Here is a 23,567-nt window from a genome sequence, read left to right as displayed (position 1 = left end):
AAAGCGCCGCGCTCGTACTCCCCCCATGGTCACCCTCCCCGGGGACGTGCTCGCGCGCTACCGCCGCTTCTCGCTCTACAACTCGCCGTACGTCGCGCACGACCACGGCTGCGCCATCGACCTCTACCCCGGCGACGGCCGGGAGCGCGCCACCGACGCACCCTCGCCCGTGGCCGGCGAGGTCCTCGACACCCGCGCGGTGCGCGCCCCGCCGAAGGCGTACGCCGCCGAGCGGGATCACCTGATCCTCGTTGACACGGGCGAGCACGTCGCCCGGATGCTCCACGTCGAACCGGCCGTCTCCGCGGGCGATCGCGTCGAGGCGGGCGACTCGCTCGGCACGCTCGTCCGCGCGGGCTTCTTCGCTCCCTGGGTCGACAACCACATCCACCTCGGCTTCCGCCCGCGGGAGGCCAACCACTACCGCGCCGCGGGGTCGGTCCCCATCGAGGTCGGCGCGACCGTCGAACCCCTCCCGTGGGACGGCACCGGTCGCGTCCGCGAGGTCGGCGGGACGTACGTCGTCCTCGACGCGCCCGCTCACCCCGCGCCGGGCGAGCGGTTCGTCGGGATCGACGGCGGGGACGGCGTCGTGCTCGACGGCGGCTGTCCGCACTACGACGGCGGCGGCGCGCTCGTCCCCCCGGGGAGCGCCGCCCCCGAGACGCTGACGCTCGCGGGTTCCCCCGTCGGTCGCCTGGGCGAGAACGGCCGCGACGTGCGGTGGGACGCGATCGAGGTACGCGCGAACGGGACGCCGATCACCGGGATCTCGCTGTTCTGCGCCCGGGACGGGGCGTTCGGCGCGAAGCTCGTCTGCCCGGACGCGACGTTCGAGGAGGGCGAGGAGGTGCGGGTGACGATCCGCGCCGATTCGACCGGGTCCCCCCCGGCGTAGGAGGGTCGCAGCCGCGGAAATCGACGCGATCGCTGCTTACAAACCCACCCGGGGAGCACTCACACGCATGCCGAACGAGGAGCTCCCGCCCGCGGCCAAGCAGTTCGTCCAGCGGCACATCGAGGAGGAACACGGCTACCTCTCGTGGTTGGGGACGACCGTCGAGGAGTTCACCTACGACTCCGTCACGCTCCGCGTCCCCTACGACGACAAGCTCACCAACCCGACGTCGCCCCCGACGATGCACGGGGGGATCGCGGCGACGCTCATCGACACGGCCGGCGGCATCGCCCTGCGCCCCTCGCTCGACGATCCGATCGCCGGCGGCGTCGCCACGATCAACCTCAACGTCAACTACCTCCGGCGCGCGGCGGGGGACGTGACCGCCCGCGCCGAGGTCATCCGGGCGGGCGGGAGCGTCGGGGTGAGCCAGGTGGGCGTCGAGAGCGAGACGCCGGAGGACGGGGTGAAGCCCGTCGCGGTGGGGCAGGGGGCCTACCGGCTGTTCCAGGGGTGAGGTCCTCAGGACCGGGCGAACTCGATCTCGTCCGTCGTCCGGACCTCGCCGAAGAGCCAGTCGGCGTGTTCGAGCGCGTACTCGCGGTGGCCCTCCTCGATGTGGCCGACGGCGTCCTCCACGATGACCGGGCGGAAGTCGCGCAGGCCGGCGCTCCCGGCGGTGTGGAGGACGCAGACGTTCGCGAGCGTCCCGCAGATGAGCAGGTCGCGAACCCGGTGGGCGCGCAGCCACCCCTCGAGGTCGGTGTTGTAGAAGGCGTCGTAGGTGTGCTTCGTCACGACGTGGTCGTCCGCCTCGACGGGGAGTTCCTCCACGATCTCCGTCTCCCAACTCCCCTCGACGACGTGCTCCCCCCAGCGCTCGAACTCGTCGTAGTAGTGGTTCCCCTCGAACTGCTCGGGCGGGTGGACGTCGCGGGTGAAGACGACGCGCGCGCCGGCCTCGCGGGCCCGCTGTAGCAGGCGGGAGACCGGCTCGATAGCGTCCTCGCTCCCCGGCGCGTAGAGGCTCCCGTCGGGGTGGCAGAACCCGTTCTGCATGTCAACGACGACGACCGCCGCGTGATCGGGATCGAACTCCATGTACGCGCTAGGGTAACGCGGCGCAAAATCGTTGCGTCGGTCGCGGTCCGGACTCTTTTTGACACCTCCTTACATACCTCGCCCATGCGACAGTCCCCGACAGCGCTCGTCGCGGCGGTCCTCGCCCTCCTCGCCGCGACCGGCGCGGTCGTCCCCCTCGCCGCCGGGACCCCCGAGAGCACACCCTCCACCGAGGCGCCCCCCGCGGACCCCCCGGCTGACAGGCTCGGCTGGGAGGACGGCTACTGGTACAACGAGTCGCTCGACGTGACGGCCGCCGACGGGTTCGACGACAGCGAACTCGACGCCGTCGTCGCGCGCTCGATGGCCCGGGTAGAGCGGATACGGAAGCTGGAGTTCGAGCGCCGGGTCCCCGTCGAGGTGGTCACGCGCGAGCAGTTCCGCGAGCGGATCGACGACCTCGCCGGACCGACGAGTGAGCGTGACCGCCTCCACCAGAACGTGACGTTCGAGGCGCTGTTCATGGTCAACCGGTCGACCGACGCGGTCGCCGTGAGCAGGGCGAACCGCGGCGCGACCGTCGGCGGGTACTACGACCCGCACAGCCGGCGGATCGTGGTCGTCTCGGAGAACGCCACCACCCCGCAGGTGAACGAGGTCACGCTCGCCCAGGAGCTGTTTCACGCCCTGCAGGACCAGCACTTCGACATCGACTGGCGGAGCGGGACCACCCGCGAGTCGCACAACGCGCTGGACGGCATCGTCGAGGGCGACGGCAACTACGTCGATTACCTGTACGAGCGGCGCTGTGATGCCGAGTGGGACTGCTTCGACGACTCCGGCGCGCGACCCGCCGCGGGCGACGACGTCGTGCACTTCGGGATGTACCTCGTTGCATTCCAGCCGTACAGCGACGGTCCGCCCTTCGTCCAGTCCATCCGGGAGGACGGCGGGTGGGAGGCGGTGAACGCCGTCTACGAGAACCCGCCGGCGAGCACCGAACAGACGATCCACCCGAAGAAGTACGGCGTGGACCAGCCGACGAACGTCAGCGTCGTGGACCGCAGCGACGACCGCTGGCGGCCCCTCGACGTCCCGGGGAGCGTCGATCACGCTTCCTTCGGCGAGGCGGGGCTCTTCTCGATGCTCTGGTATCCCAGCTACGAGGCGTCACAGCGCTCCGGCACCGTGACGAACGTCGTCGTCCCCTACGCCCACCCGTTCAACTTCCGGAACGACAGCCGCCTCGACCCGCTCGACCCGCTCAACTACTCCCACCCCGCCAGCGCCGGCTGGGACGGCGATCGGCTCGTCCCCTACGTGACCGACGAGTCGTCGGAGACCAACGAGACCGGGTACGTCTGGAAGATCGCGTGGGACACCGAGCGCGACGCGCGGGAGTTCGTCGAGGCGTACCGGAAGCTGCTCGACTACCACGGCGCGGAGCGCGTCGGTAACGCCACCTACCGCCTGCCCGACGACGGCGGCTACGGCGGCGCGATCCACCTCGCCGTCGAGGACAAGACCGTCACGATAGTGAAGGCACCGACCGTCGACGACCTCCCCGACGTCGACCGGAGCGTCCGGATCGAACCCGCGTCGGCGAGCGGAACGTCGAACGCGACGAACGAGTCGGCGGCGAACGGATCGGCGAACGCGACGACCGGCGACGCGTCGGGGGCGAGCGGTCCCGGCTTCGGCCCGCTCGCCCCGGCGGCCGCACTCGCCCTGCTCGCGGCCGCCCTGCTCGCTCGCGCCCGCCCGTGATCCCGCCGATCCGCGCGCTCTCGCTCGCCGCGCTCCTCGTTCTCGCCGGCTGTAGCGTCCCTGACCTCCCGACCGGATCCGACGGCGACGACCGCCTCGGCGTCGAGGGGGGCTACGCCGCGACCGACCCGCTCCCCGTGCGAACCGACGACGGCCTCAACGAGAGCGAGCGCGAGGCGGTCCTCGCCCGGACGATGGCCCGCGTCGAGGCCATACGCGGACTCGAGTTCACCCGCGACGTTGAGGTGCGCGTCGTCTCGCGCGCCGAGTACCGCGCTGATCGTGCCAACGAGACCGCGGCCGACGGGGGCTTCCGCGAACAGGTCTGGGAGGCCCCCTTCCTCGTGGGTGAGCGGACGACCGTCGGCCGGGAACTCGACGCGGTCTACGGGACCGCCGTCGGGGGCTACTACGCCGGAGACGAGATCGTCATCGTGAGCGACACCGAGACGCCGACGCTCGACACCCGAACGCTCGCCCACGAACTCGTCCACGCGCTGCAGGCCCAGCACCTCGGCTTCGGCTCCGACAGGCGCACCCTGGACGGGCGGTTCGCCCGCGACGGACTGATCGAGGGCGACGCGAACGCCGTCGAGATCGCCTACGAGGCGCGCTGCGGCGACGAGTGGGAGTGCCTCCCCCGATCGGACCGTGCGAACCTCGACGAACCGGCGTTCGACTCCGACGTCTACCTCGTGCTCATCCAGCCGTACGCGGAGGGGCCGGCGTTCGTGAACGCCCTGCGCGAGCGCGGCGGGTGGGTGGCGGTGAACGACGCCTACGACCGGATGCCGACGACCACCGAGCAGGTCATCCACCCCGAGCGCTACCCGGAGGAGTCGCCCGTCGAGGTGCGCGTCGAGGACCGCTCGTCGGACGGTTGGGCGCGGTTCGAGCGGGAGGGTCCCGAATCGACGACGCTCGGCGAGGCGACGGTGTACGCGATGTTCCGCGCCAACGGCGTCGTCGAGGGCGGCGAGCGGTTCGACTACTCACATCCCCTCTCGGACGGGTGGGCCGGCGACCGGCTCGTTCCGTACCACGACGGCGACGAGGCGGGCTACGTCTGGCGGACCGAGTGGGACACCGAGCGCGACGCCCGCGAGTTCGTGCGGGGGTACCGCGACCTGCTCGCCGCCCGCGGCGCGACCCGGGACGGGAACGTCTACGTCGTTCCCGAGGGCGACCCCTACGCCGACGCCTTCCGCGTGACGCGCGAGGGGACGACGGTGACCGTCGTGAACGCGCCGACGCGCGGGGAACTCGACGCCGTCCACCGGACCGAGTGACGCCGACGGCCCCCCGACGACCGGCGAACGCGCGCCCACCCACCGGGCGCGGATCGCGTACCTTTTTCGACGCGCCGGGAGTACCCAGGGTATGTTCGACATCGTCCCGTCCGAGGCCATCCGCGAGGGGCGGGCCACGGACGCCTACTTCGACCGGACGGTCGACGCGCTCGAGGGGGCCGACCGGAATCCCCGCGTCGTCGCCGAGGTGACGGCGGATCAGTTCCCCGACGGCGACTTCGAGCTACTCGCGGGCGTGAAGGACGCCGCGCACCTGCTCGCCGGACTCCCGATCGACGCGGACGCGCTCCCGGAGGGGACGCTGTTCGACGGCGGGCCGGTCATGCGCGTCGAGGGGCGCTACCTCGACTTCGCGCGCTACGAGACCGCCCTCCTCGGCTTTCTCTCGCACGCGAGCGGCATCGCGACCGCCGCGCTCGAAGCCCGGCGGGCGGCCCCCGATTCGAGGCTGCTCTCGTTCGGCGCGCGCCACGTCCACCCGTCGATGGCCGCCGTCGTGGAGCGCTCGGCGCTGGTCGCGGGCTTCGACGGCTTCTCGCACGTCGTCGCCGGGGAACTGCTCGGCCGCGAGGCGAGCGGGACGATGCCTCACGCGCTCGTCATCTGCTTCGGCCCCGGCGAGCAGGAGCGGGCGTGGGAGGCGTTCGACGAGGCGGCCCCCCCGGGGACCCCCCGCATCGCCCTCTGTGACACCTACACCGACGAGACGGACGAGGCGCTGCGCGCCGCCCGGGCGATCGACCTGGACGGCGTGCGCCTCGACACGACCAGTTCCCGGCGGGGCGACTTCCGCCACATCGCCCGCGAGGTGCGCTGGCGGCTCGACCAGGCGGGCTTCGAGGACGTGGAGATCTTCCTCTCGGGGGGGCTCGACCCCGACGCGCTGGCCGACCTCCGCGACGTGGCGTCCGGGTTCGGCGTCGGCGGCTACGTCAGCAATGCAGACCCCGTGGACTTCGCGCTCGACATCTCCGAGGTCGAGGGAGAGCCGTGGGGCAAGCGCGGGAAGCTCCCCGGGAAGAAGGAGGTGTACCGGACGCCCGACGGCGGTCACCTGGTCCGGCGCGCCGACGAACCCGCACCCGAGGACGGCGAGGCGCTGCTCGCCCCGCTCGTCCGCGACGGCGAGGTCGTCCGCGAGTTCGACCTCGACGACGCGGCCGCACGCGCGAAGCGGGAGGCGGCCCTCGTGAACTTCGGGGAGGAGACGTAACCGAACGACTTAGGCCGCCGAGTCGCCTACTCCCGACAGTGGCAGCGGGTGTCCGGCCCCCGTGCGTAGCACGAGGAAAGTCCCCCCACCGGTCGGGCAGGTGACCGGGCGCAAGCCCGGGGCGGGAGACCGCCGGCACTGGAACAGAAACGAGACCCCTCTTCCGGACCGATGAGGTGCGCGAACCCGACCGCGAGGAAGGGAAGTTAACCCACCGAGGGCTGCGCGACGCCTCGACCGAGGTGTCGCGGTGTACGCGAGCGGGCTCGCCCGCGAGCGCCGATGGAAGAGAACGGATGGAACGGCGAAACCTCACCGGTGCAAGCCCGCGGCAACAAGGTAGCCCGACCACGGCCGCGGGCGCTCAGCCGAATGCCGGATAGAACAGAAGGGGGCTTACGGCCCGCAGCCACGCACTCTCGCGCGACGAGACACATCTATCTCCCCCGACCCCGATAGTCCGACACCGTGACTGTCAGAACGCTCCCGCTCGCGCTTCCCGCGCTTCTCGCGCTTCTCGTGGCTCTCTCCGGCTGCTCGGCGCAGCTCCCCTCGGCCCCGTCGGTCGACGCGGGGACCGGACCGGGCGGCCCCTGGGGCGAGGAGGTGCTCACCGTCGCCTACGACGCGGACACCGACCGCGACTTCGAGCCGCTCGTCGCCGAGGCGCTCGCCTACTGGGAGGAACGCGCGGAGCGGTACGCCGGCTACTCCGTAGAGTACCGGCTCGCGTCCGACGCCGCGGCTCCCGATATCGTCGTGACCGTGGTCGACGACATCGCCGCCTGCGGGACGGAGGAGCACGCCGCCGGGTGCGCCCCGTACGTTACCGAGGGACCGGTCGATCGCCCCGTCGACGTACAGGTGATGACGGGCCTCTCCGACGCCTCCACGGTGCAGGTGCTGAAACACGAACTCGGGCACACGCTCGGGCTCGACCACGGCGACGAACCGCGGGCGGTGATGGCCGCCCAGTCCTCGCTGACGACGCTCCCACAGCCCAACGCCACCGAGCGCGCCCTGCCGTGGGACCACCCGACGCTCTCGGTCCACCTCGACGACGCGACCGTCGACCCGAGCGAGCGGGAGGCCGTCCGACGGCAGGTGAACGCCGCGCTCGACTACTACGACCGGGGCGCCGCGGGCACCGTCCCGTCGAACGTCACCTTCGAGTACGTCGAGTCGCCCGACCGCGCGGACGTGGTGGTCCGCTTCGCCGAGGAGTCGCCGTGTCACGAGGGGTCGGCCTCCTGCGGGACGCTCTCCGGCCCCGATCCGGACGGCGACGGCGCGATGGAGACCCACGAGAACCTCACGATCACGCTGACCGACATCGACACCGAGGCCGTCGCGTGGCACGTCGCCCGCTGGCTCGGCGCGGGCTTCGGCTTCGACGAGGAGTCGGACTACCCCGAACCCCTCCGCGAGGACGTCACCGCCCGCGAGCAGCGAAGCGAGTGGTGGCGGTAGCGACCTCCACCCCTCTGTCGGCCGCCGCGGAGGTCCGTCCGTGGCGGCCCCCTCCACCGTCGACTGACGCCACGACGCCGGCACCGTCCCGCGATTGCGCGCTTCGCCTGCCCCGGACCGCCGTCTACGATGGGTGAGGGGCGGTGAGAGGGCGATCCGGCGGTCGGTCCGGAACTCGCCGACCGATCACCGCCCCCGCTCCGCCGTCCGCCGGATCAGCCCGGCGAGGTCGTCGTAGAACCCCGGTTCGTACTTCGTCTCGTCGTCCACGGTGGGCCGGGCGTTCGTCTCGTTCACCACCGCGCGGTCGTCGGTCACGAGCAGGTCCACGCCGAGGTACGGGATCCCGATCGCCGCGGCGGCGTCCTCGGCGAGCCGTCTGAGGTCCTCCGGGAGCGCCGCACCCGTCGCCTCGGCCCCGCGGTGGACGTTGTGCTTCCACCCGCCCCCCGCGAGGGCGCGCTCGGGGAGGCGGCGCTCGACCGCGCCGGCGTACCGGCCGTCCACGACCATCGCGCGGTAGTCGCGCGCGTCGGGGAGGTACTCCTGGAGCAGGAACGACCGGTCGCCGGTCGCGGGGAAGTCGTGGAGCAGCGAGAGGTAGTCCGCGACGCCGAGCAGCGAGTCGAGGTCGTGGACCTTCGCGATGCCCGTCCCGCGCGTGGTGGAGTTGGGCTTCACGACCACCGGCGGATCGAAGCGCTCGAACGCGGTCCGGAGGTCCGCCTCGTCGACCGGGCTGGAGAGCATCACCGTCTCGGGGATCGGAACGTCGGCCCGGGCGAGCCGTGCGAGCGCCTCGGCCTTGTGCCGCGAGCGCAGGATCGACTCGCGGTCGTTCACCCACGGCACCGAGAGCAGGGCGTCGATGACGCCGCCCTCCGGGATGCGACCGGGGTAGACCAAGCCCGCGTCGAACGACTCGACGGTCGGGTCCGCGAGCGCGACGGCCCCCTCCGCGAGGTTCGCGTATCCGATCTCGACGCCGCGCTTCCGGAGGGGTGCCTCGATCCGTTCGTACGTCTCGGCGCGCGTGGCGACCGCGAGGCGGAGCATACGCTACGAGAGGGACGACGGGCCTAAAAGGCTAGAGGGGCCCCGCGGCCGGGTTCGATTCGGCTCCGTCCCGCGCGCCCGCTCAGGCGACGAGCAGTTCCTCGCCGCGCTCGACCACGATGCGACACGGCGGCGAGACCTTGTTGTACGCACGGCGGAGCGCGTCCTTGGCGACGGGTGCCTGCTCGGGCTGACACCAGATGGTGAACACGCGATCGCCCCTGTCGATGCGCGCGGCGGTGCCGACGATCTTCCCGAACGACTGGCGCATGCCGTCGGAGACGCGGTCCGCGCCCGCGCCGGTCGCCTGCTTGTTCTCCCGCAGGACCTGGTGGGGGAACTTGCGGAGGATCATCTTGTAGTTCTTCTCGCCGAGCTCCTTGATGAGGTGGCGGTTCGCGGAGAGGCGCGAGGCCTCGAGCGACCCGTGGCGGATCTGGACGGCCTCGTCGACGACGAGGCTGATCTGCACGGGGTAGTCGTCGGGGTCGGCGTCGATGTCGCCCATCTTGTACTGGGCGACCTTCGAACCGGGAATCCCCGTGATGTACTCGCGCCGGGTGTAGGGAGGCTTGTCGATGTCCCGGTACATCGAGGCGGGTTTATCGGCCATATTACGTTGGGACACGCCCAGCGCGCGAATAAACCCTTCGAACCACGTTTTGCCGCGGGAGCGGCCTTTGGCCGCTCCCTGGCAAAACCTGGACTAAAACCGCGCCGAACCCCCGAACGAAGTGAGGGGGTTCGGCGCGTCCGCTCGCTCGTTACACTCGCTCGCGGTGCGACGTGCTCGCGGCGGCGGCGTCCGGGTTGCCCCGCCGTAGCTTTATATCCGAAAGCGCGACCAGAGGCTCCCGTGACGTGAGAGTCGTCGCGGGGCGCGCTGCGGTTGTGCGACGCCACGCCCCGCGAGCCGCCCCCGGCGTCGCCTGCACGCCCACCTTTTGCTGTCGCCGGAGCAGCAAAGCTGCTCCGAGATGACGAGAGACGCCTCTTGCGTCTCTCGAACCACGCTCGGCGGCTTCGCCGCCTCGCTGGCAAAATCTGGACCACCGCCGCGTCGCGATGCGACGCGGCGAGCAATCGGAACGCTTCGCGTTCCGATGACAAAACCCCGCCTCCCTGCGGTCGATCGGCGGGTCGCGGCCTCGCTGCACTCGGCCGCGCGGGAGACACTACGACGTTAATTGCCGCGGTTCGGCGGTCGTCGCCCCGCGAACGGCCTTGCCGCCCGGTTGCACACCCGACGCGGCTATTTGGGCTTCCGGCCGCTAGCCCTCGCGTGCACCAGTTCGTCGACGGCGAGTGGCTCTCCGGGGAGGAGGTCACGGCCACCAACGAGGAGGGGGAGTTCGAGCGCCAGCCGACCACCTTCCGGGACCGAGTCGAGGACGACCCCGACGCCGAGTTCCCCGTCGAGGCCGGCCGCTACCACCTCTACGTCTCCTACGCCTGCCCGTGGGCCCACCGGACGCTCGTCACGAGGGCGCTCAAGGGCCTGGAGGACGCCGTCAGCGTGGACGTGGTGGACCCCTACCGCGACGAGGACGGCTGGCAGTTCACCCCCGGGAAGGCGGGCTGCACGCCGGACACCGTAAACGGGTTCGACTACCTCCGAGAGGCGTACGTCGCCGCCGACCCGAACTACACCGGCAGGGTGACGGTGCCCGTCCTCTGGGACAAGCGGGAGGGGACCATCGTGAACAACGAGTCGAGGGAGATCATGCGGATGCTCGACACCGCCTTCGACGACCTCGCGACGCGCGACGTGGACCTCTACCCGGAGGGCTACCGCGACGACGTGGATCGGATCATAGACGAGATCTACGAGCCGATCAACAACGGCGTCTACCGCGCGGGCTTCGCCGACACGCAGGAGGCGTACGAGCGGTCGGTCGGCGCGTTGTTCGACGCGCTCGACCGCTGGGAGGGGGTGCTGGGAGCGCAACGCTACCTCGCCGGCGATCGCCTCACGGAGGCCGACGTCGCCATGTTCACCACCCTGATCCGGTTCGACGACGTCTACCACACTCACTTCAAGTGCAACCGCCGGAAGGTCTCCGAGTACCCGAACCTCTGGAACTACCTGCGGGAACTCTACCAGCTTCCGGGCGTCGCCCGGACGGTGAACATGGATCACATCCGGGAGCACTACTACACGACCCACCCCGACGTCAATCCGAAGCGGATCGTCGCCGTCGGCCCGGATCACGACTTCGCCGCGCCACACGACCGCGACAGATTGCCGGGTGGGCCGCCCGAGGCGTTCGCCGGCGCGTCCGCGGACGACTGATCGCTGACCGTTCGATTCGACCGTCGCACCAGTAGGTTCATCCCGCCGACGCGCGACCTCCCGGCCATGCGACGACGGCGCGTGCTCTCGCTCGCGGGCGCTGCGGCGGCGCTTCCGCTCGCGGGCTGTCTCGACGCGCTTCCGGGCGGACCGGGTGCCGAGTCGGAGCCCTCCGAGGGCGTCTACGTCCAGACCTTCCAGGAGTCGATGGCGATGCAGGGCGAGGCGACCGCGGGCGACTACCGCGTCGCGCTCGCGTTCACCGTCCCCCACGACTTCTGGACCGTCACCGGACGCGAGGTGGAGACGGTCCCGAAGACCGACGAGGACTCGCTCCACCTCATGGCGGTCGTCTGGGACCCGCGGAGCGGACGAGTTCTCCCGGAGGGCGGCGTCTCGGTGCGCGTCGCCCGCGACGGGGTGGTCGTCACCGAGGAGGTGCTCTACCCGATGCTCTCCCAGACGATGGGTTTTCACTACGGCGCGAACGTCGTCCTGCCCGGTGACGGGACCTACGACGCCCGGGTCCGTATCGGGGGGCTCTCGATACGTCGGACGGGGGCGTTCCGCGACCGCTTCGCGGCGAGCGCGAGCGCGCAACTCCCCCTCGCGTTCACCGACCGGACCCGCGAGCGCGTCGCCACCCGGCCGATCGAACAGGGCGGCGACCCCGGCGCGCTCGCCCCGATGGACACCGGCCTCCCGCAGTCGGTCGCCCCCGACCCCGGGGGCCTCCCCGGGGCGCTCCTCGGAACGGGCGAGAGCGGCGACGCGGTGTTCGCGGCGACGGCGCTCGACGCTCCGCCTGCGGGGCTGGCCGGCGACGGCGGAGGTCGGTACCTCGTCCTCTCGCCGCGCAGCCGGTACAACCGCTTTCTCCTGCCGGCGATGGGGCTGCGTGGAACGCTCTCCCGGGGCGACGAGACGGTCTTCGAGGGCGACCTCGTCCGGACGTTCGACCCGGACCTCGGCTACCACTACGGCGCGACCGTCCCCGAGGTTCGCGCCGCCGACCGCCTCCGCGTCGAGGTGACGACGCCTCCGCAGACCGCTCGCCACGAGGGGTACGAGCGCGCCTTCCTCGACCTCGATCCGGCGACCGTCGCGCTGGAAACCCGTTAACGACCGTCCATGCCCGCCTCACGCCCCTTCCGGTCGCGCGTCGCCCGCGTCGCGCTCGCCCTCGCGCTCGTCTGTGCGCTGGGGTCAGCCCCCGCGAGCGCGCACTCGAACCACCTCGCCGTCGACGGGCAGGTGGTCGCGGACGGGACCGTCGTCGTCGAGAACGTCTTCAACAGCGTCGACGCGTTCGTGGTCGTCCGCGCCGACGACGGCGGCGAACCGGGCGAGCCGATCGGTGCGAAGCGCCTCGACGGCACCGGGATGCACGAGGCGGTCGAGGTGCCGATCGACGACGGGGCGTTCGCCGGCGGCGAGCGCCGGCTGTGGGCGGTCCTCCACGCCGACGACGGCGACGGCGAGTTCTCCCCCGCGGACGACCCCGCGCTCACCTCCTTCGGCGGCCTCGCGGGCGACCGCTTCGCCGCCCGGTCGGGCGATCGGGGGGCGAGCGTCGTCGCGGAGGGGTTCAGCTTCCAGCGCGCGGACGACGGCGAGGTCACCGTGACGCGCGCCGAACTCCCCCGCGACGGACACCTCGTGCTCCGCGCGGCGGACGGGTCGGACGGACCCGGCGGCGACGGCTCGAACGGTACGTCCGGAAACGTAACCGACGGCGGGCGCGTCGTCGCCAGCGCCGCGCTCCCCGCGGGCGTCCACGAGGACGTCCCGCTGTCGCTCTCGGTCGCCCCCGAGAACCTCTCGACCGACGACGGCACCGTCCGCCTCGTCGCGCAGGTATACGGCGACGACGGCGACGGGGAATTCGGCGCGGACGACCGACCCGTCACGGTCGGCGGCACTCCCGTCGGGACCACGTTCACCGTCGCGACGGGCGACGACGCGAACGCGTCGTCGCTGGGACCCCCGGAAGTGAACACGCCGACACCCGGTTCCGCGCCCGACGGGGAGGGCGACGAACGGGGCGGCTTCGGATCGGGGATCGACGCCGCGCTCCCCGCGCTGGTCGCGTTCGGTGCGCTCGTCGCGCTCGCGGGCGTCGGCGCGCTCCTGCTCGCCCGGCGCGTGCGATGATACTCCGGGGTTTCGAGCATCGCACCAGAAACCCCTTTTCCATCACCCCGTTAGCGACGGTATGGACCGCCGCGCGTTCCTCCGGGCGACGGGTGGACTCGCCGGTGCGGCCGCCCTCGCCGGCTGCGTCGGCTCCGGCCTGCTCGACTCCTCCCGCGTTCCGCCGGTGCTCGACGACCGCCCGGACGCGGTCTACCTCCCCACCCACCGCGAGGGGATGGGGATGCTCGGGACGGGGAAGACCGACGACCTGGCGGTGCTGCTCGGCTACAGCTATCCCCACCGCTTCTGGAACGTCAACGGGACGGAGGTCGAGAGGACGCCGGTGAGCGGCGACGTTCACCTGATGGCGACGGTATGGGACCGCGAGACGGCGGTCGTCGTCCCCGGCGCGGATCTCTCCTTCGAGATCGTGCGCGACGGCGAGGCGGTCGCCGGACCCGAGGTGCTCTATCCGATGCTCTCCCAGTCGATGGGGGTCCACTACGGCGACAACGTCGCCCTCGCGGGGGACGGCGAGTACGCCGCGACCGTCCGGATCGGCGCGCTCGACACCCGCCGGACGGGGGCGTTCCGCGACCGTTTCGACGAGCAGGCGACCGTCTCGATCGACTTCGAGTACGAGCGGGCCGCGCGCGACGACCTCCGGCTTGTGCGATACGGGAACGAGGCGGGTGAGCGCCGGGCGATGCGCCCGACCTCGATGGACGCGCTGGCCCCCTCGACGGCCCCCGAACGCGCCGACCTGCCGGGATCGCCCGGCGGTCGGGCGGAGGCCGGCGACGCGATCTACGTCGTCACCGCGCTCGACGCCCCGCCCGCGGGACTGGCCGGCGACGGCGGGGGGCGGTACCTCGCGGTGTCGGCGCGAACACGGTACAACCGGTTCGTCCTGCCGGCGATGGGGCTGCGTGGAACGCTCTCCCGGGGCGACGAGACGGTCTTCGAGGGCGACCTCGTCCGGACGCTCGATCCGAAACTGAACTATCACTACGGGACCGTAGTTCCGGACGTGCAACAAGGCGATTCGCTCGCGCTCTCCGCGACCGTCCCGCCGCAGGTCGCCCGTCACGAGGGCTACGAGACGGCGTTCTTCGACCCGCCGGACGCCGAGGTGGTCCTGTGACGGACCCCGACCCGTCGCTCGGCCGCCGCGAGTTCCTGAAGGCCACCGTCGCGCTCGGCGGGGCGAGCGCGCTGAGCGCCTGTCTCGACCGCATCGACGGCGCGGAGCCGGTCCCGAAGGGCGTCGACGATTCCGGGAGGCTTCCCGAGCGGCAGTACGCGTGGAACGACCGTCTCCCGACGGACGATCACGGCAACACCGTCCTCCCGCGCCACCAGACGCTCTGGTACCTGACGCTCGACGGCGACGGGCCGCCGAGCGCTGACGACCGCGACGCGGTGGAGGCGGCGCTCGCGACGCTCGACCGCGCCTACGAGCGGAGCAACGAGGGGCTGATCCACTCGGTCGCGTACTCGCCGTCGTACTTCGACCGCTTCGACGAGCCGCTGCCGGACGGCGTGGACCTCCCCCCGCCGCGGGCGCTGTCGGCGTTCGAGGAGCCGGACCTCGACACGCAGGACGCGCTCCTCCACCTCGCGAGCGACCGCGCCGACGTCCTGCTCGCGGCCGAGGAGGCGCTCAAGGGCGAGCGGGGGGAGGCCAACGGCGTCGCCGTCGAGGCCGCCCTGACGGACGTCCTCGCGCTCGACGACCGCCGGACGGGCTTCATCGGCGACGGCATGCCCCACGAGCGGGCGAGCGAGACGAAGCTGTCGGGCATCCCGGAGGGTAACCCGATCCCGAAGGACGCGCCGCTGTTCATGGGGTTCGTGGCGGGCTTTCGACGGAACCAGGCGACCGAGGACTCCGTCGCCATCCCGTCGGGGCCGTTCGCCGACGGGACGACCAAACACGTCTCCAACATCCGCCAGCGCCTGCAGGACTGGTACGTCGAGCAGGACCACCGCCAGCGCGTCATGGAGATGTTCAGCCCGACGCACGCCGAGCGGGGGATGATCCCCGAGGGGAGCGTCGGCGAGGAACTCGGGGACTTCTCGGGGGTCACGCGGGAGGTCATCGACCGGATCGAGGAGGACGCCCTGGCGTTCGGCCGGGTGGGCCACGCCCAGAAGGCCGCCCGCGCCAACTGCGACGCCGACGGGAACGCGAAGCTCCTCCGGCGGCACTTCGAGTCCACCGACGACGACGCGGCCAGCCTGCACTTCCCGTCGCTCCAGCGGGGCATCTCGGAGTTCGAGGCGGTCCGCGAAGCGATGAACGGCGCGGACCTCACCGAGGTGACGCCCGCGATCCGCCAGCGCGTCAACAACGGCATCCTCGAGTACATCTTCGTGGACCACCGCGGGAACTTCCTCGTCCCGCCGCGAGGGTTGCGCGCGCTGCCGCCGGCGAACCCCGACTAGGCCGACAGACCGAAAGCCACAATCCTCCCCTCGCGTAGGGTACACCGGAAGGTCCGTCGTGAGTTCGCCACACGTCTCGCAGTCGGTCGCATCGACACCGAACGCCGGGCGCGGGGGTCCCTGTGCCTGATCCGTTCCCGCAGAACCACCGGTTTCGCAAGTTCGCGCTCTACCGCCACGAGGACGCCTCCGGCGTCTCCGGGACGGGCGTCGTCGCCTACGGCGTGCAGTTCCCGCCGCCCAACGGCAAGTGCGTCGTCGCGTGGGTGACGAACGTGGGGAGCGTCAGCGTCTACGATAACATGCAGGCCGTCCAGGAGATCCACGGCCACGAGGGGGGGACCGAGGTCATCTGGGAGTGACCGGGGGGACCCGGGGGTAACAGCGGTGCACCGCCGACACGGGCGGGCGAACGACGTATCACCGCGCCGGACGATACGACCGTCATGAGCGACGACGCGAGCGACGACGGGAAGTGGCGCGCGCTGGCGACGCTCTCGGTCGCGGAGCTGTTCGCCATGTCGCTGTGGTTCAGCGCCACGGCGGTCGCGCCCGAACTCGCCGCGCTGTGGGACCTCTCGGCCGCCGAGGCCGCGTGGCTCACGATGGCCGTGCAGGCGGGGTTCGTCGTCGGGGCGCTCGGCTCCGCCGCGCTCACGCTCGCGGACGTGGTCCCGACGCGGTACCTGTTCGCCGCCTCGGCGCTCGTCGGCGCGGGCGCGACCGCCCTGCTGGGGAGCGTCGACGGCGCGCTCCCCGCCGTCGCGCTCCGATTTCTCACCGGCGTCGCGCTCGCCGGGGTGTACCCGCCGGGGATGAAGCTCGTCTCGGGGTGGTTCCGCGCGGGCCGGGGGCTCGCAATCGGGACGCTCATCGGCGCGCTCACCGTCGGGTCGGCGCTCCCGCACCTCGTCCGCGCGGTGGGGGGCGTCGGCCGGCCGCGGCTCGTGCTCTACGCCGCGGCGGGACTCGCCGTGGTCGGCGCGGCGCTCGTCCTGCTGGTCGAGGAGGGCCCCTACGGCGTGCCCGCCGCGCCGTTCGACCCGCGCGCGGTGGGACGCATCCTCCGGGACCGCCCGACCGTCCTCGCGAACCTCGGCTACTTCGGGCACATGTGGGAGCTCTACGCCGTCTGGACCTGGATCCCGACGTACCTGGCGGCCAGCTTCGCCGCCCGCGCGGGGGAGGCTCCCGCGCTCGCCTCCGCGCTGGCGTTCGCCGCCATCGCCGCGGGGAGCCTCGGGGCCGCCGCCTTCGGCCTCGCCGCCGACCGCTGGGGGCGGACGACGCTCACCAGCGCGAGCATGGTCGCGAGCGGGAGCGCCTGCGTCCTCGCGGGCGTGGTCTTCGGCGGATCGATCGGGCTCGTCGCGCCGTTCGTGCTCGTCTGGGGGTTCGTGATCGTCGCCGACTCCGCGCAGTTCTCCGCGTCCGTGACCGAACTCGCGGACGAGCGCTACGTCGGGACGGCGCTGACGCTCCAGACCGCGCTCGGTTTCCTGCTCACCGTCGTCACGATCCAGGCGACGCCGCTCGTCGCGGAGGTCGTCGGCTGGCGCTGGGCGTTCGCGCCGCTGGTCGTGGGACCGGCGGTCGGGACGCTCGCGATGCTCAGGTTGCGGGCGCTCCCCGCGGCACGCCGGCTGGCCGGCGGCGCGCGCTGAAACCCGCACGGAGGACGACGCGGTCGGCGGTCAGACCGCGCCGCGTCCCGCTTCCGGTCGGTCGACTTCCTGTAGGGACTCCTCGGGCGGCGAGATCGACTGCTCGGACTCCCCGTAGTGGAGCGCCCTGGGCAGCATGGCCCGCGCCACCGCGAACACGATGAACATGACGACCCACGCGATGGCGACCAGGGCGAGTGCGACTGCTTCGGTCATAGTCGTGTGTAATGCTACCGAATAGCAAAAGCCTGCCTCGACGGTCTCCGTTCACGATGCGTTCGGGGGCGTGAGCGTACCGAATCCCGGACGGCCCCGGTTTCGGTGCGCTCCGGTACGTCCCGCGTCTTGCCGCGCCGCCAAGGCCTAACACCGTGCCGCCCCCATCCCGGGACGATCACGATGGCTCCGCGCAACCAGAGCGACACGTTCGACATCGGCGGCGAACTGACCGTCCACCGGCTCGGCTTCGGCGCGATGCGCCTGACCGGCGAGAACATCATCGGGCCGCCCGAGGACGAGGCGGCGGCGAGGGACGTCCTCCGACGCCTCCCCGACCTCGGCGTCGACTTCGTCGACACCGCCGACTCCTACGGGCCAGGCGTCAGCGAGCGGCTCATCGGCGAGGTGTTCGGCGGCTCCGACGAGGTGGTCGTCGCCACGAAGGCCGGCCTGCTGCGCAACCGCGACGGCGACTGGCTCCCGCACGGCGACCCCGACTACGTCCGCAACCAGGTGCTCTGCAGCCTCGACCGCCTGCGAACCGACACGATCGACCTCTATCAGCTCCACCGACCCGACCCGGAGACGCCCTTCGAGGACTCCGTCGAGGCGTTCGCGGAGCTGAAGGACGAGGGGCTGGTCGAGCACGTGGGCCTGAGCAACGTGAGCGTCGACCAGCTGGAGACGGCCCTCGAGATCGTCGATATCGCCACCGTCCAGAACGAGTACAACGTCGGCAACCGCGAGTCGGAGGCCGTCCTCGAACGCTGCGAGGAGGAGGACATCGGCTTCATCCCGTGGTTCCCGCTCGGCGCGGGGGACCTCGGGGAGAAGGGGGCGGTCCTCGACGAGGTGGCGGACGCCCACGACGCCTCGCGCCGGCAGGTGGCGCTAGCGTGGCTGCTCCGACACTCGCCGGCCACGCTTCCCATCCCCGGCACGTCGAGCGTCGAGCACCTCGAGTCGAACGTCGCGGCCGCCGCCCTCCAACTGTCGGACGACGAGATGCGGCGGTTGGACGAGTAGCGACTCGCCCGCGGGCGAATCGTCGTCGTCTCACCGGTCGTTCCGCCCGACGAACCGCGTCACGACCCGTCTCCGGTGGGTGAACGTCCGTTCGAGGCTCGACGCCTCCGAGGGCGGCGCCGCGATGAGGCGCGCGACGGCGAGCAGGACGAAGCCGCCCCCGGTCGCGAGCGTCAGGGTGACGTTCAGGAGCGCGAGATCGCCCACGTCGAGCGCGAACAGCGCCACGAGCACGCCGTTGAGCGCCAGGCGTCCGGCGAGCGCGAGCAGCCCCACGGTCAGGACCGCCGCGACGACGGCCCGCCGCCAGTCGTACTGGCGACGCATGTCGTCGCGCTCGTAGTGTAGCGGCGACCGGGCGACCGCGCGCGCACGGACGGCGGCGACGAACTCGATTCCGCGGTGTCGGAGGTACGTTCGGTACGGCCGTCGGTACCGGGAGGTGAGCGACTCCCGTCGACGGATGGGTGAGGACCTCCGCATGGACGCGTTGGTATCGCATCCGTCGGCTTCAATGTTCGTCAGACGCCCTCCCTCGCTGACGAATGTTCACACGTCTGCCATCGCGACGGGCGGCCGCGGCGACGGTAGAGACGGGAGTAGCGGATCTCTCGGGGGCTATACTTCCGCTTCGTCCCTGAACCAACCGACCACGAGCGAAAAACAATATAATTTCTATCATTATTCTATCTACATAAAATTGCCGCCCCTCAGTCGAGGAGCCGCCGAACGGAGTCGCGGTGGCGATCCGGGAGGCGGTCGGCGAGCGCGTTCGGATCGGTCTCGCCGTCGGCGTTCACGAGGTAGGCGCGGCCGGGAACGTCGCCGTAGATCCGCTGGAAGTCGTAGACGAACCCGTAGACGCGCACCTCCGGCGGTACCGCGCTCGCGTCGCGGAGGAACTCGACCTGGCGGTCCACGTTGTACTCGACGAGACGGTTCACGACCTCTCGGTCGGACGCGTCGGCGTCGACGCGCCCGCTCGACAGCGCGTCCTCGACGACCGGCACGAGCGACTCGACCCACTTCTCGACGCCCGGGTGCTCGACGGTCGCGCCCCCGGTGACCGCCTCGTACGCCGCCGTGACCGCGCCGCAGCCCGTGTGTCCCACGACGGCGACGGTCTCGGTCCCCGCGTACGCGATCGGGTAGAGAACGCTCCCGTCGACGACCCGCTCGCCGCGGTACTCGTCCCAGGCCTGGTTACCGATGGTGCTGGGGGTGAACAGCCAGCCCGGTTCGGCCACGTCCCACATCCCCTCCTGGGAGACGCGCGAGTCGGAACAGCAGACGGAGACGACGGCCGGCCGCTGCCCGTCGAGCACGTCGTCGAAGTACCCGTCGGGGAGCGTCTCCACGTGTCTATCGTTACCGTCTAGTAGGGCGTGAAGGATCTGCTCTGTCACGTCTCCTTCCTCGTCGGGGTGAGACATAAACGCTGTCCGATCGGGGACGCCGCGTCCCCGGTCGCGCGACGGTGCGACCGAAACCGTCAGACAGCGCTGCCGGACAGTACCGCCGGATAGCGCCGTCATCTCCCTGGATCGGCCGGCGCTAGCAAGCCCAAGGGACACGTCCTCCCCCGTCGTGGTACGGTCCGATGTTCCGAACGATCAGATCGATCCTGCGACGCGTCGTCGACCTCGTCATCGCGATCGTCACGCTCCCGCTCCGGTTGCTCAGATCGCTCCTGTGACGGAGGTCGTGAACCGCGCGGAGCGGTCTCAGTCCCGCACCGTCTCGGCGTCGTCCCCCGGTCGAACGACGACCTCGAGGACGGCGTTGTTGAACCGCACCCGGGGGACCGCGACCGGATCCCAGGGGAGCGAGAGCCGTTCGACGACCCGGTCGCGAACCGCGATGACGAGGTCGTTCGACCGCTCGTCGAGTCCGACGAGGAGGTCGTCCTCGTCGACGCCCGGCAGGTCGGCGACGACCACCAGTTCCCCGTCGTATCGGTACGTCTCCACGTGGTAGTCGTCCGCGTCGGACGACCCGTCGGCGTCGACGCGCGAGGAGGGCCGGCGGCTCACGCCGCGGCGTTCGCGCCGCTCGCCGATCGGGTGCTGTCGCCCCTCCTCGTCGAGGTGGGAGACGTCCACGTCGACGAGGCCGTTCAGGAGGTCGGTGATCGACCGGAGTCCGACCTCGAGTCGGAACCCGGTCCCCCGTCGATTCGACCGCTCCCCGTCGGATGTCTCCGCGTTCGTTCGCTCGTTCCCGTCGTCGGCCGAATCCGGATCTGTCATTTCGGTTTCCCTCGTCCGCGCGACGCGCGCTCGCCGTCGCTTCGACGCCGATTCGCATAAGGGATACGCCCGGGTCGGCCCGGGTCGCCCCGAATCGGCGTCGGCCCCTCGACGGGCGGAGCTACCCGGCCCGCGCCAGTCGGTCGACGTCCCGTTCGAGCCGTTCGGCGGATCGAACGCGGAGTTCGCACGCCTCCCCCTCGGTCACGCGGTCCCTCCCGTCGATCCGGTGCGTATTCGGGGCGTACGACGACACGTCGAACCCCATCCGGCCGAGGTACGCGCGGACCTCCGTCGACTCGGTGCCGTCGTGGATAGCCGCATCGACGTAGTCGCGCAGTCGCTCGAACCGGGGGAGCGTGATCGCGTCGCCCGTCACCCGCCCCTCCTCGCCCTCGATGCGCACGTCGACGTCATCGAGTCTCCCCAGCAGGGCGTCCACGTCGGCGACGAGGCGGAGCGTCTCGCTCGGGAGGGCGGCGTCGGGCGAGCGCCACTCGACCGTCGGACAGGCCTTCCGTAGCCGCACCGGCGTCCAGACCGCGTCGTCGCTGGTGAAGTGGTCGTCCACCTCGCGCTGATCGACGCCCCGCTCGAACGCCGCCCGCTTGAACTCGTCGTACCGCCGATCGAGGCGCTCGTTCCACTCCTCGACGTCGTCGACGTAGTCCCATAGCTGACCGTGCCGGGGATGTCGTCCGTACCCCTTCCGCCGGTACACGTACGAGCGCGCGTCGGCCGCGATCCGGCGTCCCTGGAAGTAGGGCGACGAACTCAGCAGCGCGAGCGCCGGATCGAGCGCGCTGAGCACGTTCAGCTGATCGGTCTCGTCCCGCCGCTCGAAGTGGACGTGCGTGCCGGCGCAGTACCTGGCGTAGGCGAAGCTCCCCCCGATGACGCGTTCCTGGATCCGGCTCCGGTCGCCGGGGCGCTGTCGGATCCTCCCCCCGTGGATCGGCGTGCCGAGGGGGACGAGCCGCTTGTTCAGCCGGTCGCACTCCTCCAGGACGATCCGAAGCCGTTCGACCAGCTCCTCGCGAAGTCCCGCGATCGTCTCGCAGGGCGTGGTCTTGATCTCGAACAGGCACTCGACGAACTCCTGCTCGACCTCGTCCGATACCTCGGTGAGCGAGTCGGGCGTCGTGAGCCTCCCCGCCTCGTCGATCACCCAGTACTCGAGTTCGATCCCCTTCTTCATTGGCGTGTTCCGCTGTTCCGCCCGCCCGGCAGGTGCGCCGGGCGCGGGCCCCGTCTCTAACGTCATCCGGAATGCGAAAGAACGGGTCCTGTCAGTCGGTCGAGACCGCGTCGGTCTACCAGGACCTGCGTTTCGTGCTGGGGTGGTGAAAGGCTCTCGCCTGCAGGTGCCGACCCCGTCCGGTGGCGGTCGGTCGGTTCGTGCCCCGATTCGGTTCGCAACCCGGAGGTTCAATCCGAACGGGTTCCGAGGTCGACCGTGGCCGATTCCGACCGCGGATCGGACGTGAGCGACCGGGAGATCCTGGCGGTCTTCGCGAACGTGGACGAGCCGCGGCAGGTGGCGGACGAGCTACCGATTACGGTCGAGAACGTCGGAGACCGCCTCCAGGACCGCTACGAGGCGGTCTGCTCGACCGGGCAGACGCGGCCGCCGCCGGTCCGGCGCGGCGGCTCGCGCGCGACCGGCACGGGTCGACCTCGCGCCTCGTCGGGTCGTCGGGGTCGCTCCGCTCGCGGGCGGGAGTGGAAGCACGTCGCCGAACCGGCGCGCCGCTACGCGTTCGATACAAAGGTAGAATGTGAGGTCTCGCGCCGTCGCCGTGAGGCGACGCGTCGTTACCGAGTTAGAGTCGGGTGACGTTCGTCGCGCGCGGGCCCTTGGGGGCCTGTTCGATGCTGAATTCGACTTCCGTTCCCTCCTCGAGATCCGGGCCGCCAACGTCTTCCATGTGGAAGAAAACGTCCTCGTCCGCGTCGTCGCTCGAAATGAAACCGTAGCCGCCAGTGTCGTTGAAGAAATCAACGTTTCCTTTCGCCATTGCCTCTAAAGGGAACGGCGCCCCACGGATAACGCTTGCGAGGGTCGTGGTACCACGGGGGTATTTTACTCGACGTTTTACCCGAACCGGAGGGAATACTGGACGAACAGCGACGTGCGGGCGACCACTGCTGGAATAACTTCCCCACCGCGTCCGACCGCACCCGTTCCGGCTCTATCGGTAGTTCCCACCCCGGCGGCCGGGGTGCCCCTCGCGGGGCGGAGGAGTCGGGTGTGGGTTCGCCTCGTTCGGATCGCCTCGCTCGCCCGTCTCGGGCGGGACCGCTCGCCCTCCCCGCGCCCCTCGTCTTTTTACCGCCGTTCGTTCATTAGGGAATACCATGGCGGAAGAACTCGACTCGACATCGATGACGCTGGTCCAGCGGGTCGTGCTGCTCGGCGTCACCCACCTCTCTCACCGCGGCGACACGCCCGTCCACTCCGCCGACGTGCGGCGCGCCTGCGCGAACTGCTTCGACGAGGTCGACGCGGACGTCCTCGGTCGGCTCTCGGAACCCGACGTGATCCGCACGCTCAACCGGCTCGAGGCCGACGGCCTCGTCGAGGCGGTGAGCGTGGAGAACACCTCGCCGGTCGGCAAGGGCAGACCGACGTACGCGCTGAGCGTCGAGGTCGACGCCGTCCTCGACGCCTTCGAGGACGACGAGCGGGTCGTCCGGGTCGTCGATCACATCCGCGCGCAGCGGGCGTGAGCGGACGCCAGCCTCGCCGCTGACGG

Annotated in this window: 25 protein-coding genes and 1 other RNA gene; 17 read left to right on the top strand and 9 right to left on the bottom strand. The window is 71.2% G+C overall.

Annotated elements, in window-relative coordinates:
- The first annotated feature begins 25 nt into the window (after positions 1 to 25).
- On the top strand, positions 26 to 898 hold the full coding sequence (locus P1K31_RS11245) for a DUF8155 domain-containing protein (protein WP_276303425.1): 873 nt from the start codon (positions 26 to 28) through the stop codon (positions 896 to 898).
- Positions 899 to 965: 67 nt separating this feature from the next.
- Positions 966 to 1,415 (top strand): PaaI family thioesterase, encoded by a 450-nt coding sequence (locus tag P1K31_RS11240; protein WP_276303424.1) that lies wholly within the window; start codon positions 966 to 968, stop codon positions 1,413 to 1,415.
- Positions 1,416 to 1,420: 5 nt separating this feature from the next.
- Here P1K31_RS11240 and P1K31_RS11235 read toward each other — a convergent pair whose 3' ends face one another.
- On the bottom strand, positions 1,421 to 1,999 hold the full coding sequence (locus P1K31_RS11235) for a cysteine hydrolase family protein (RefSeq protein WP_276303423.1): 579 nt from the start codon (positions 1,997 to 1,999) through the stop codon (positions 1,421 to 1,423).
- A gap of 84 nt (positions 2,000 to 2,083) precedes the next feature.
- On the opposite strand from P1K31_RS11235, the gene P1K31_RS11230 reads away from it, so the two are divergent.
- The 5 genes from P1K31_RS11230 (at position 2,084) to P1K31_RS11210 (ending at position 7,720) form a co-directional block, all read left to right on the top strand.
- Positions 2,084 to 3,727 (top strand): Hvo_1808 family surface protein, encoded by a 1,644-nt coding sequence (locus P1K31_RS11230; RefSeq protein WP_276303422.1) that lies wholly within the window; start codon positions 2,084 to 2,086, stop codon positions 3,725 to 3,727.
- Positions 3,724 to 5,016 (top strand): Hvo_1808 family surface protein, encoded by a 1,293-nt coding sequence (locus P1K31_RS11225; protein WP_276303421.1) that lies wholly within the window; start codon positions 3,724 to 3,726, stop codon positions 5,014 to 5,016. The genes P1K31_RS11230 and P1K31_RS11225 overlap by 4 nt, the downstream gene beginning before the upstream one ends.
- A gap of 91 nt (positions 5,017 to 5,107) precedes the next feature.
- Positions 5,108 to 6,250 (top strand): nicotinate phosphoribosyltransferase, encoded by a 1,143-nt coding sequence (locus P1K31_RS11220; protein WP_276303420.1) that lies wholly within the window; start codon positions 5,108 to 5,110, stop codon positions 6,248 to 6,250.
- A gap of 40 nt (positions 6,251 to 6,290) precedes the next feature.
- An RNA gene (rnpB, locus tag P1K31_RS11215) (RNase P RNA component) lies at positions 6,291 to 6,661 on the top strand.
- A gap of 57 nt (positions 6,662 to 6,718) precedes the next feature.
- Entirely contained in the window at positions 6,719 to 7,720 is a 1,002-nt protein-coding gene (locus P1K31_RS11210; RefSeq protein ID WP_276303419.1) for a matrixin family metalloprotease, read from the top strand.
- Between the two features lie 186 nt (positions 7,721 to 7,906).
- Here the strand turns inward: P1K31_RS11210 and P1K31_RS11205 are convergent, their stop codons facing one another.
- Together P1K31_RS11205 and P1K31_RS11200 are read right to left on the bottom strand one after the other, a co-directional pair.
- Positions 7,907 to 8,776 carry an ATP-grasp domain-containing protein gene (locus P1K31_RS11205; protein WP_276303418.1) on the bottom strand — a complete coding sequence of 290 codons (870 nt, stop codon included), beginning with the start codon at positions 8,774 to 8,776 and terminating at the stop codon, positions 7,907 to 7,909.
- Between the two features lie 82 nt (positions 8,777 to 8,858).
- The gene (locus P1K31_RS11200) at positions 8,859 to 9,389 is read right to left on the bottom strand and encodes a 50S ribosomal protein L16 (RefSeq protein ID WP_276303417.1); all 531 of its coding nucleotides are present in this window, start codon (positions 9,387 to 9,389) and stop codon (positions 8,859 to 8,861) included.
- Positions 9,390 to 10,058: 669 nt separating this feature from the next.
- On the opposite strand from P1K31_RS11200, the gene P1K31_RS11195 reads away from it, so the two are divergent.
- From P1K31_RS11195 to P1K31_RS11165, 7 genes are all read left to right on the top strand, one after another.
- Positions 10,059 to 11,069, top strand: a complete 1,011-nt coding sequence (locus P1K31_RS11195; protein WP_276303416.1) for a glutathione S-transferase family protein — start codon at positions 10,059 to 10,061, stop codon at positions 11,067 to 11,069.
- Positions 11,070 to 11,135: 66 nt separating this feature from the next.
- Complete coding sequence (locus P1K31_RS11190; protein WP_276303415.1) at positions 11,136 to 12,191, top strand: DUF7350 domain-containing protein; 1,056 nt, start codon at positions 11,136 to 11,138, stop codon at positions 12,189 to 12,191.
- A 9-nt stretch (positions 12,192 to 12,200) separates the two neighbouring features.
- Complete coding sequence (locus tag P1K31_RS11185) at positions 12,201 to 13,223, top strand: DUF7282 domain-containing protein (RefSeq protein WP_276303414.1); 1,023 nt, start codon at positions 12,201 to 12,203, stop codon at positions 13,221 to 13,223.
- 61 nt (positions 13,224 to 13,284) lie between these two features.
- A complete protein-coding gene (locus P1K31_RS11180) occupies positions 13,285 to 14,349 on the top strand; it encodes an iron transporter (protein WP_276303413.1) in 1,065 nt (354 codons plus the stop codon).
- Positions 14,346 to 15,653, top strand: a complete 1,308-nt coding sequence (locus P1K31_RS11175) for a DUF7405 family protein (protein ID WP_276303412.1) — start codon at positions 14,346 to 14,348, stop codon at positions 15,651 to 15,653. Before P1K31_RS11180 ends, P1K31_RS11175 begins: the two co-directional genes overlap by 4 nt.
- A 122-nt stretch (positions 15,654 to 15,775) precedes the next feature.
- Complete coding sequence (locus tag P1K31_RS11170; RefSeq protein ID WP_276303411.1) at positions 15,776 to 16,015, top strand: hypothetical protein; 240 nt, start codon at positions 15,776 to 15,778, stop codon at positions 16,013 to 16,015.
- A gap of 84 nt (positions 16,016 to 16,099) precedes the next feature.
- On the top strand, positions 16,100 to 17,317 hold the full coding sequence (locus P1K31_RS11165) for an MFS transporter (RefSeq protein WP_276303410.1): 1,218 nt from the start codon (positions 16,100 to 16,102) through the stop codon (positions 17,315 to 17,317).
- Between the two features lie 30 nt (positions 17,318 to 17,347).
- Here the strand turns inward: P1K31_RS11165 and P1K31_RS11160 are convergent, their stop codons facing one another.
- On the bottom strand, positions 17,348 to 17,533 hold the full coding sequence (locus P1K31_RS11160; RefSeq protein WP_276303409.1) for a hypothetical protein: 186 nt from the start codon (positions 17,531 to 17,533) through the stop codon (positions 17,348 to 17,350).
- 183 nt (positions 17,534 to 17,716) lie between these two features.
- Between P1K31_RS11160 and P1K31_RS11155 the strand changes: the two genes are divergently transcribed.
- On the top strand, positions 17,717 to 18,562 hold the full coding sequence (locus P1K31_RS11155) for an aldo/keto reductase (RefSeq protein ID WP_276303408.1): 846 nt from the start codon (positions 17,717 to 17,719) through the stop codon (positions 18,560 to 18,562).
- 30 nt (positions 18,563 to 18,592) lie between these two features.
- Here the strand turns inward: P1K31_RS11155 and P1K31_RS11150 are convergent, their stop codons facing one another.
- The 4 genes from P1K31_RS11150 to P1K31_RS11135 form a co-directional block, all read right to left on the bottom strand.
- A complete protein-coding gene (locus tag P1K31_RS11150; protein ID WP_276303407.1) occupies positions 18,593 to 19,045 on the bottom strand; it encodes a hypothetical protein in 453 nt (150 codons plus the stop codon).
- Between the two features lie 227 nt (positions 19,046 to 19,272).
- On the bottom strand, positions 19,273 to 19,995 hold the full coding sequence (locus P1K31_RS11145; RefSeq protein WP_379794235.1) for a carbonic anhydrase: 723 nt from the start codon (positions 19,993 to 19,995) through the stop codon (positions 19,273 to 19,275).
- Positions 19,996 to 20,286: 291 nt separating this feature from the next.
- Positions 20,287 to 20,811, bottom strand: coding sequence for a gas vesicle protein GvpH (gene gvpH / locus P1K31_RS11140; protein WP_276303404.1), 525 nt, complete (start codon positions 20,809 to 20,811; stop codon positions 20,287 to 20,289).
- 121 nt (positions 20,812 to 20,932) lie between these two features.
- On the bottom strand, positions 20,933 to 22,009 hold the full coding sequence (locus P1K31_RS11135) for a glutamate-cysteine ligase family protein (protein ID WP_368410858.1): 1,077 nt from the start codon (positions 22,007 to 22,009) through the stop codon (positions 20,933 to 20,935).
- Between the two features lie 258 nt (positions 22,010 to 22,267).
- On the opposite strand from P1K31_RS11135, the gene P1K31_RS11130 reads away from it, so the two are divergent.
- Entirely contained in the window at positions 22,268 to 22,648 is a 381-nt protein-coding gene (locus P1K31_RS11130; RefSeq protein WP_276303402.1) for a hypothetical protein, read from the top strand.
- Here P1K31_RS11130 and P1K31_RS11125 read toward each other — a convergent pair.
- Complete coding sequence (locus P1K31_RS11125; RefSeq protein WP_276303401.1) at positions 22,635 to 22,829, bottom strand: cold-shock protein; 195 nt, start codon at positions 22,827 to 22,829, stop codon at positions 22,635 to 22,637. The two genes, P1K31_RS11130 and P1K31_RS11125, sit on opposite strands and share 14 nt — an antisense overlap.
- A gap of 340 nt (positions 22,830 to 23,169) precedes the next feature.
- On the opposite strand from P1K31_RS11125, the gene P1K31_RS11120 reads away from it, so the two are divergent.
- A complete protein-coding gene (locus P1K31_RS11120; protein ID WP_276303400.1) occupies positions 23,170 to 23,541 on the top strand; it encodes a hypothetical protein in 372 nt (123 codons plus the stop codon).
- Positions 23,542 to 23,567: the final 26 nt, after the last annotated feature.

This window comes from Halomarina halobia, assembly GCF_029338575.1.
GTDB classification, from domain to species: Archaea; Halobacteriota; Halobacteria; order Halobacteriales; family Haloarculaceae; genus Halomarina; species Halomarina halobia.
This window is presented reverse-complemented; position numbering and strand designations above follow the sequence as displayed.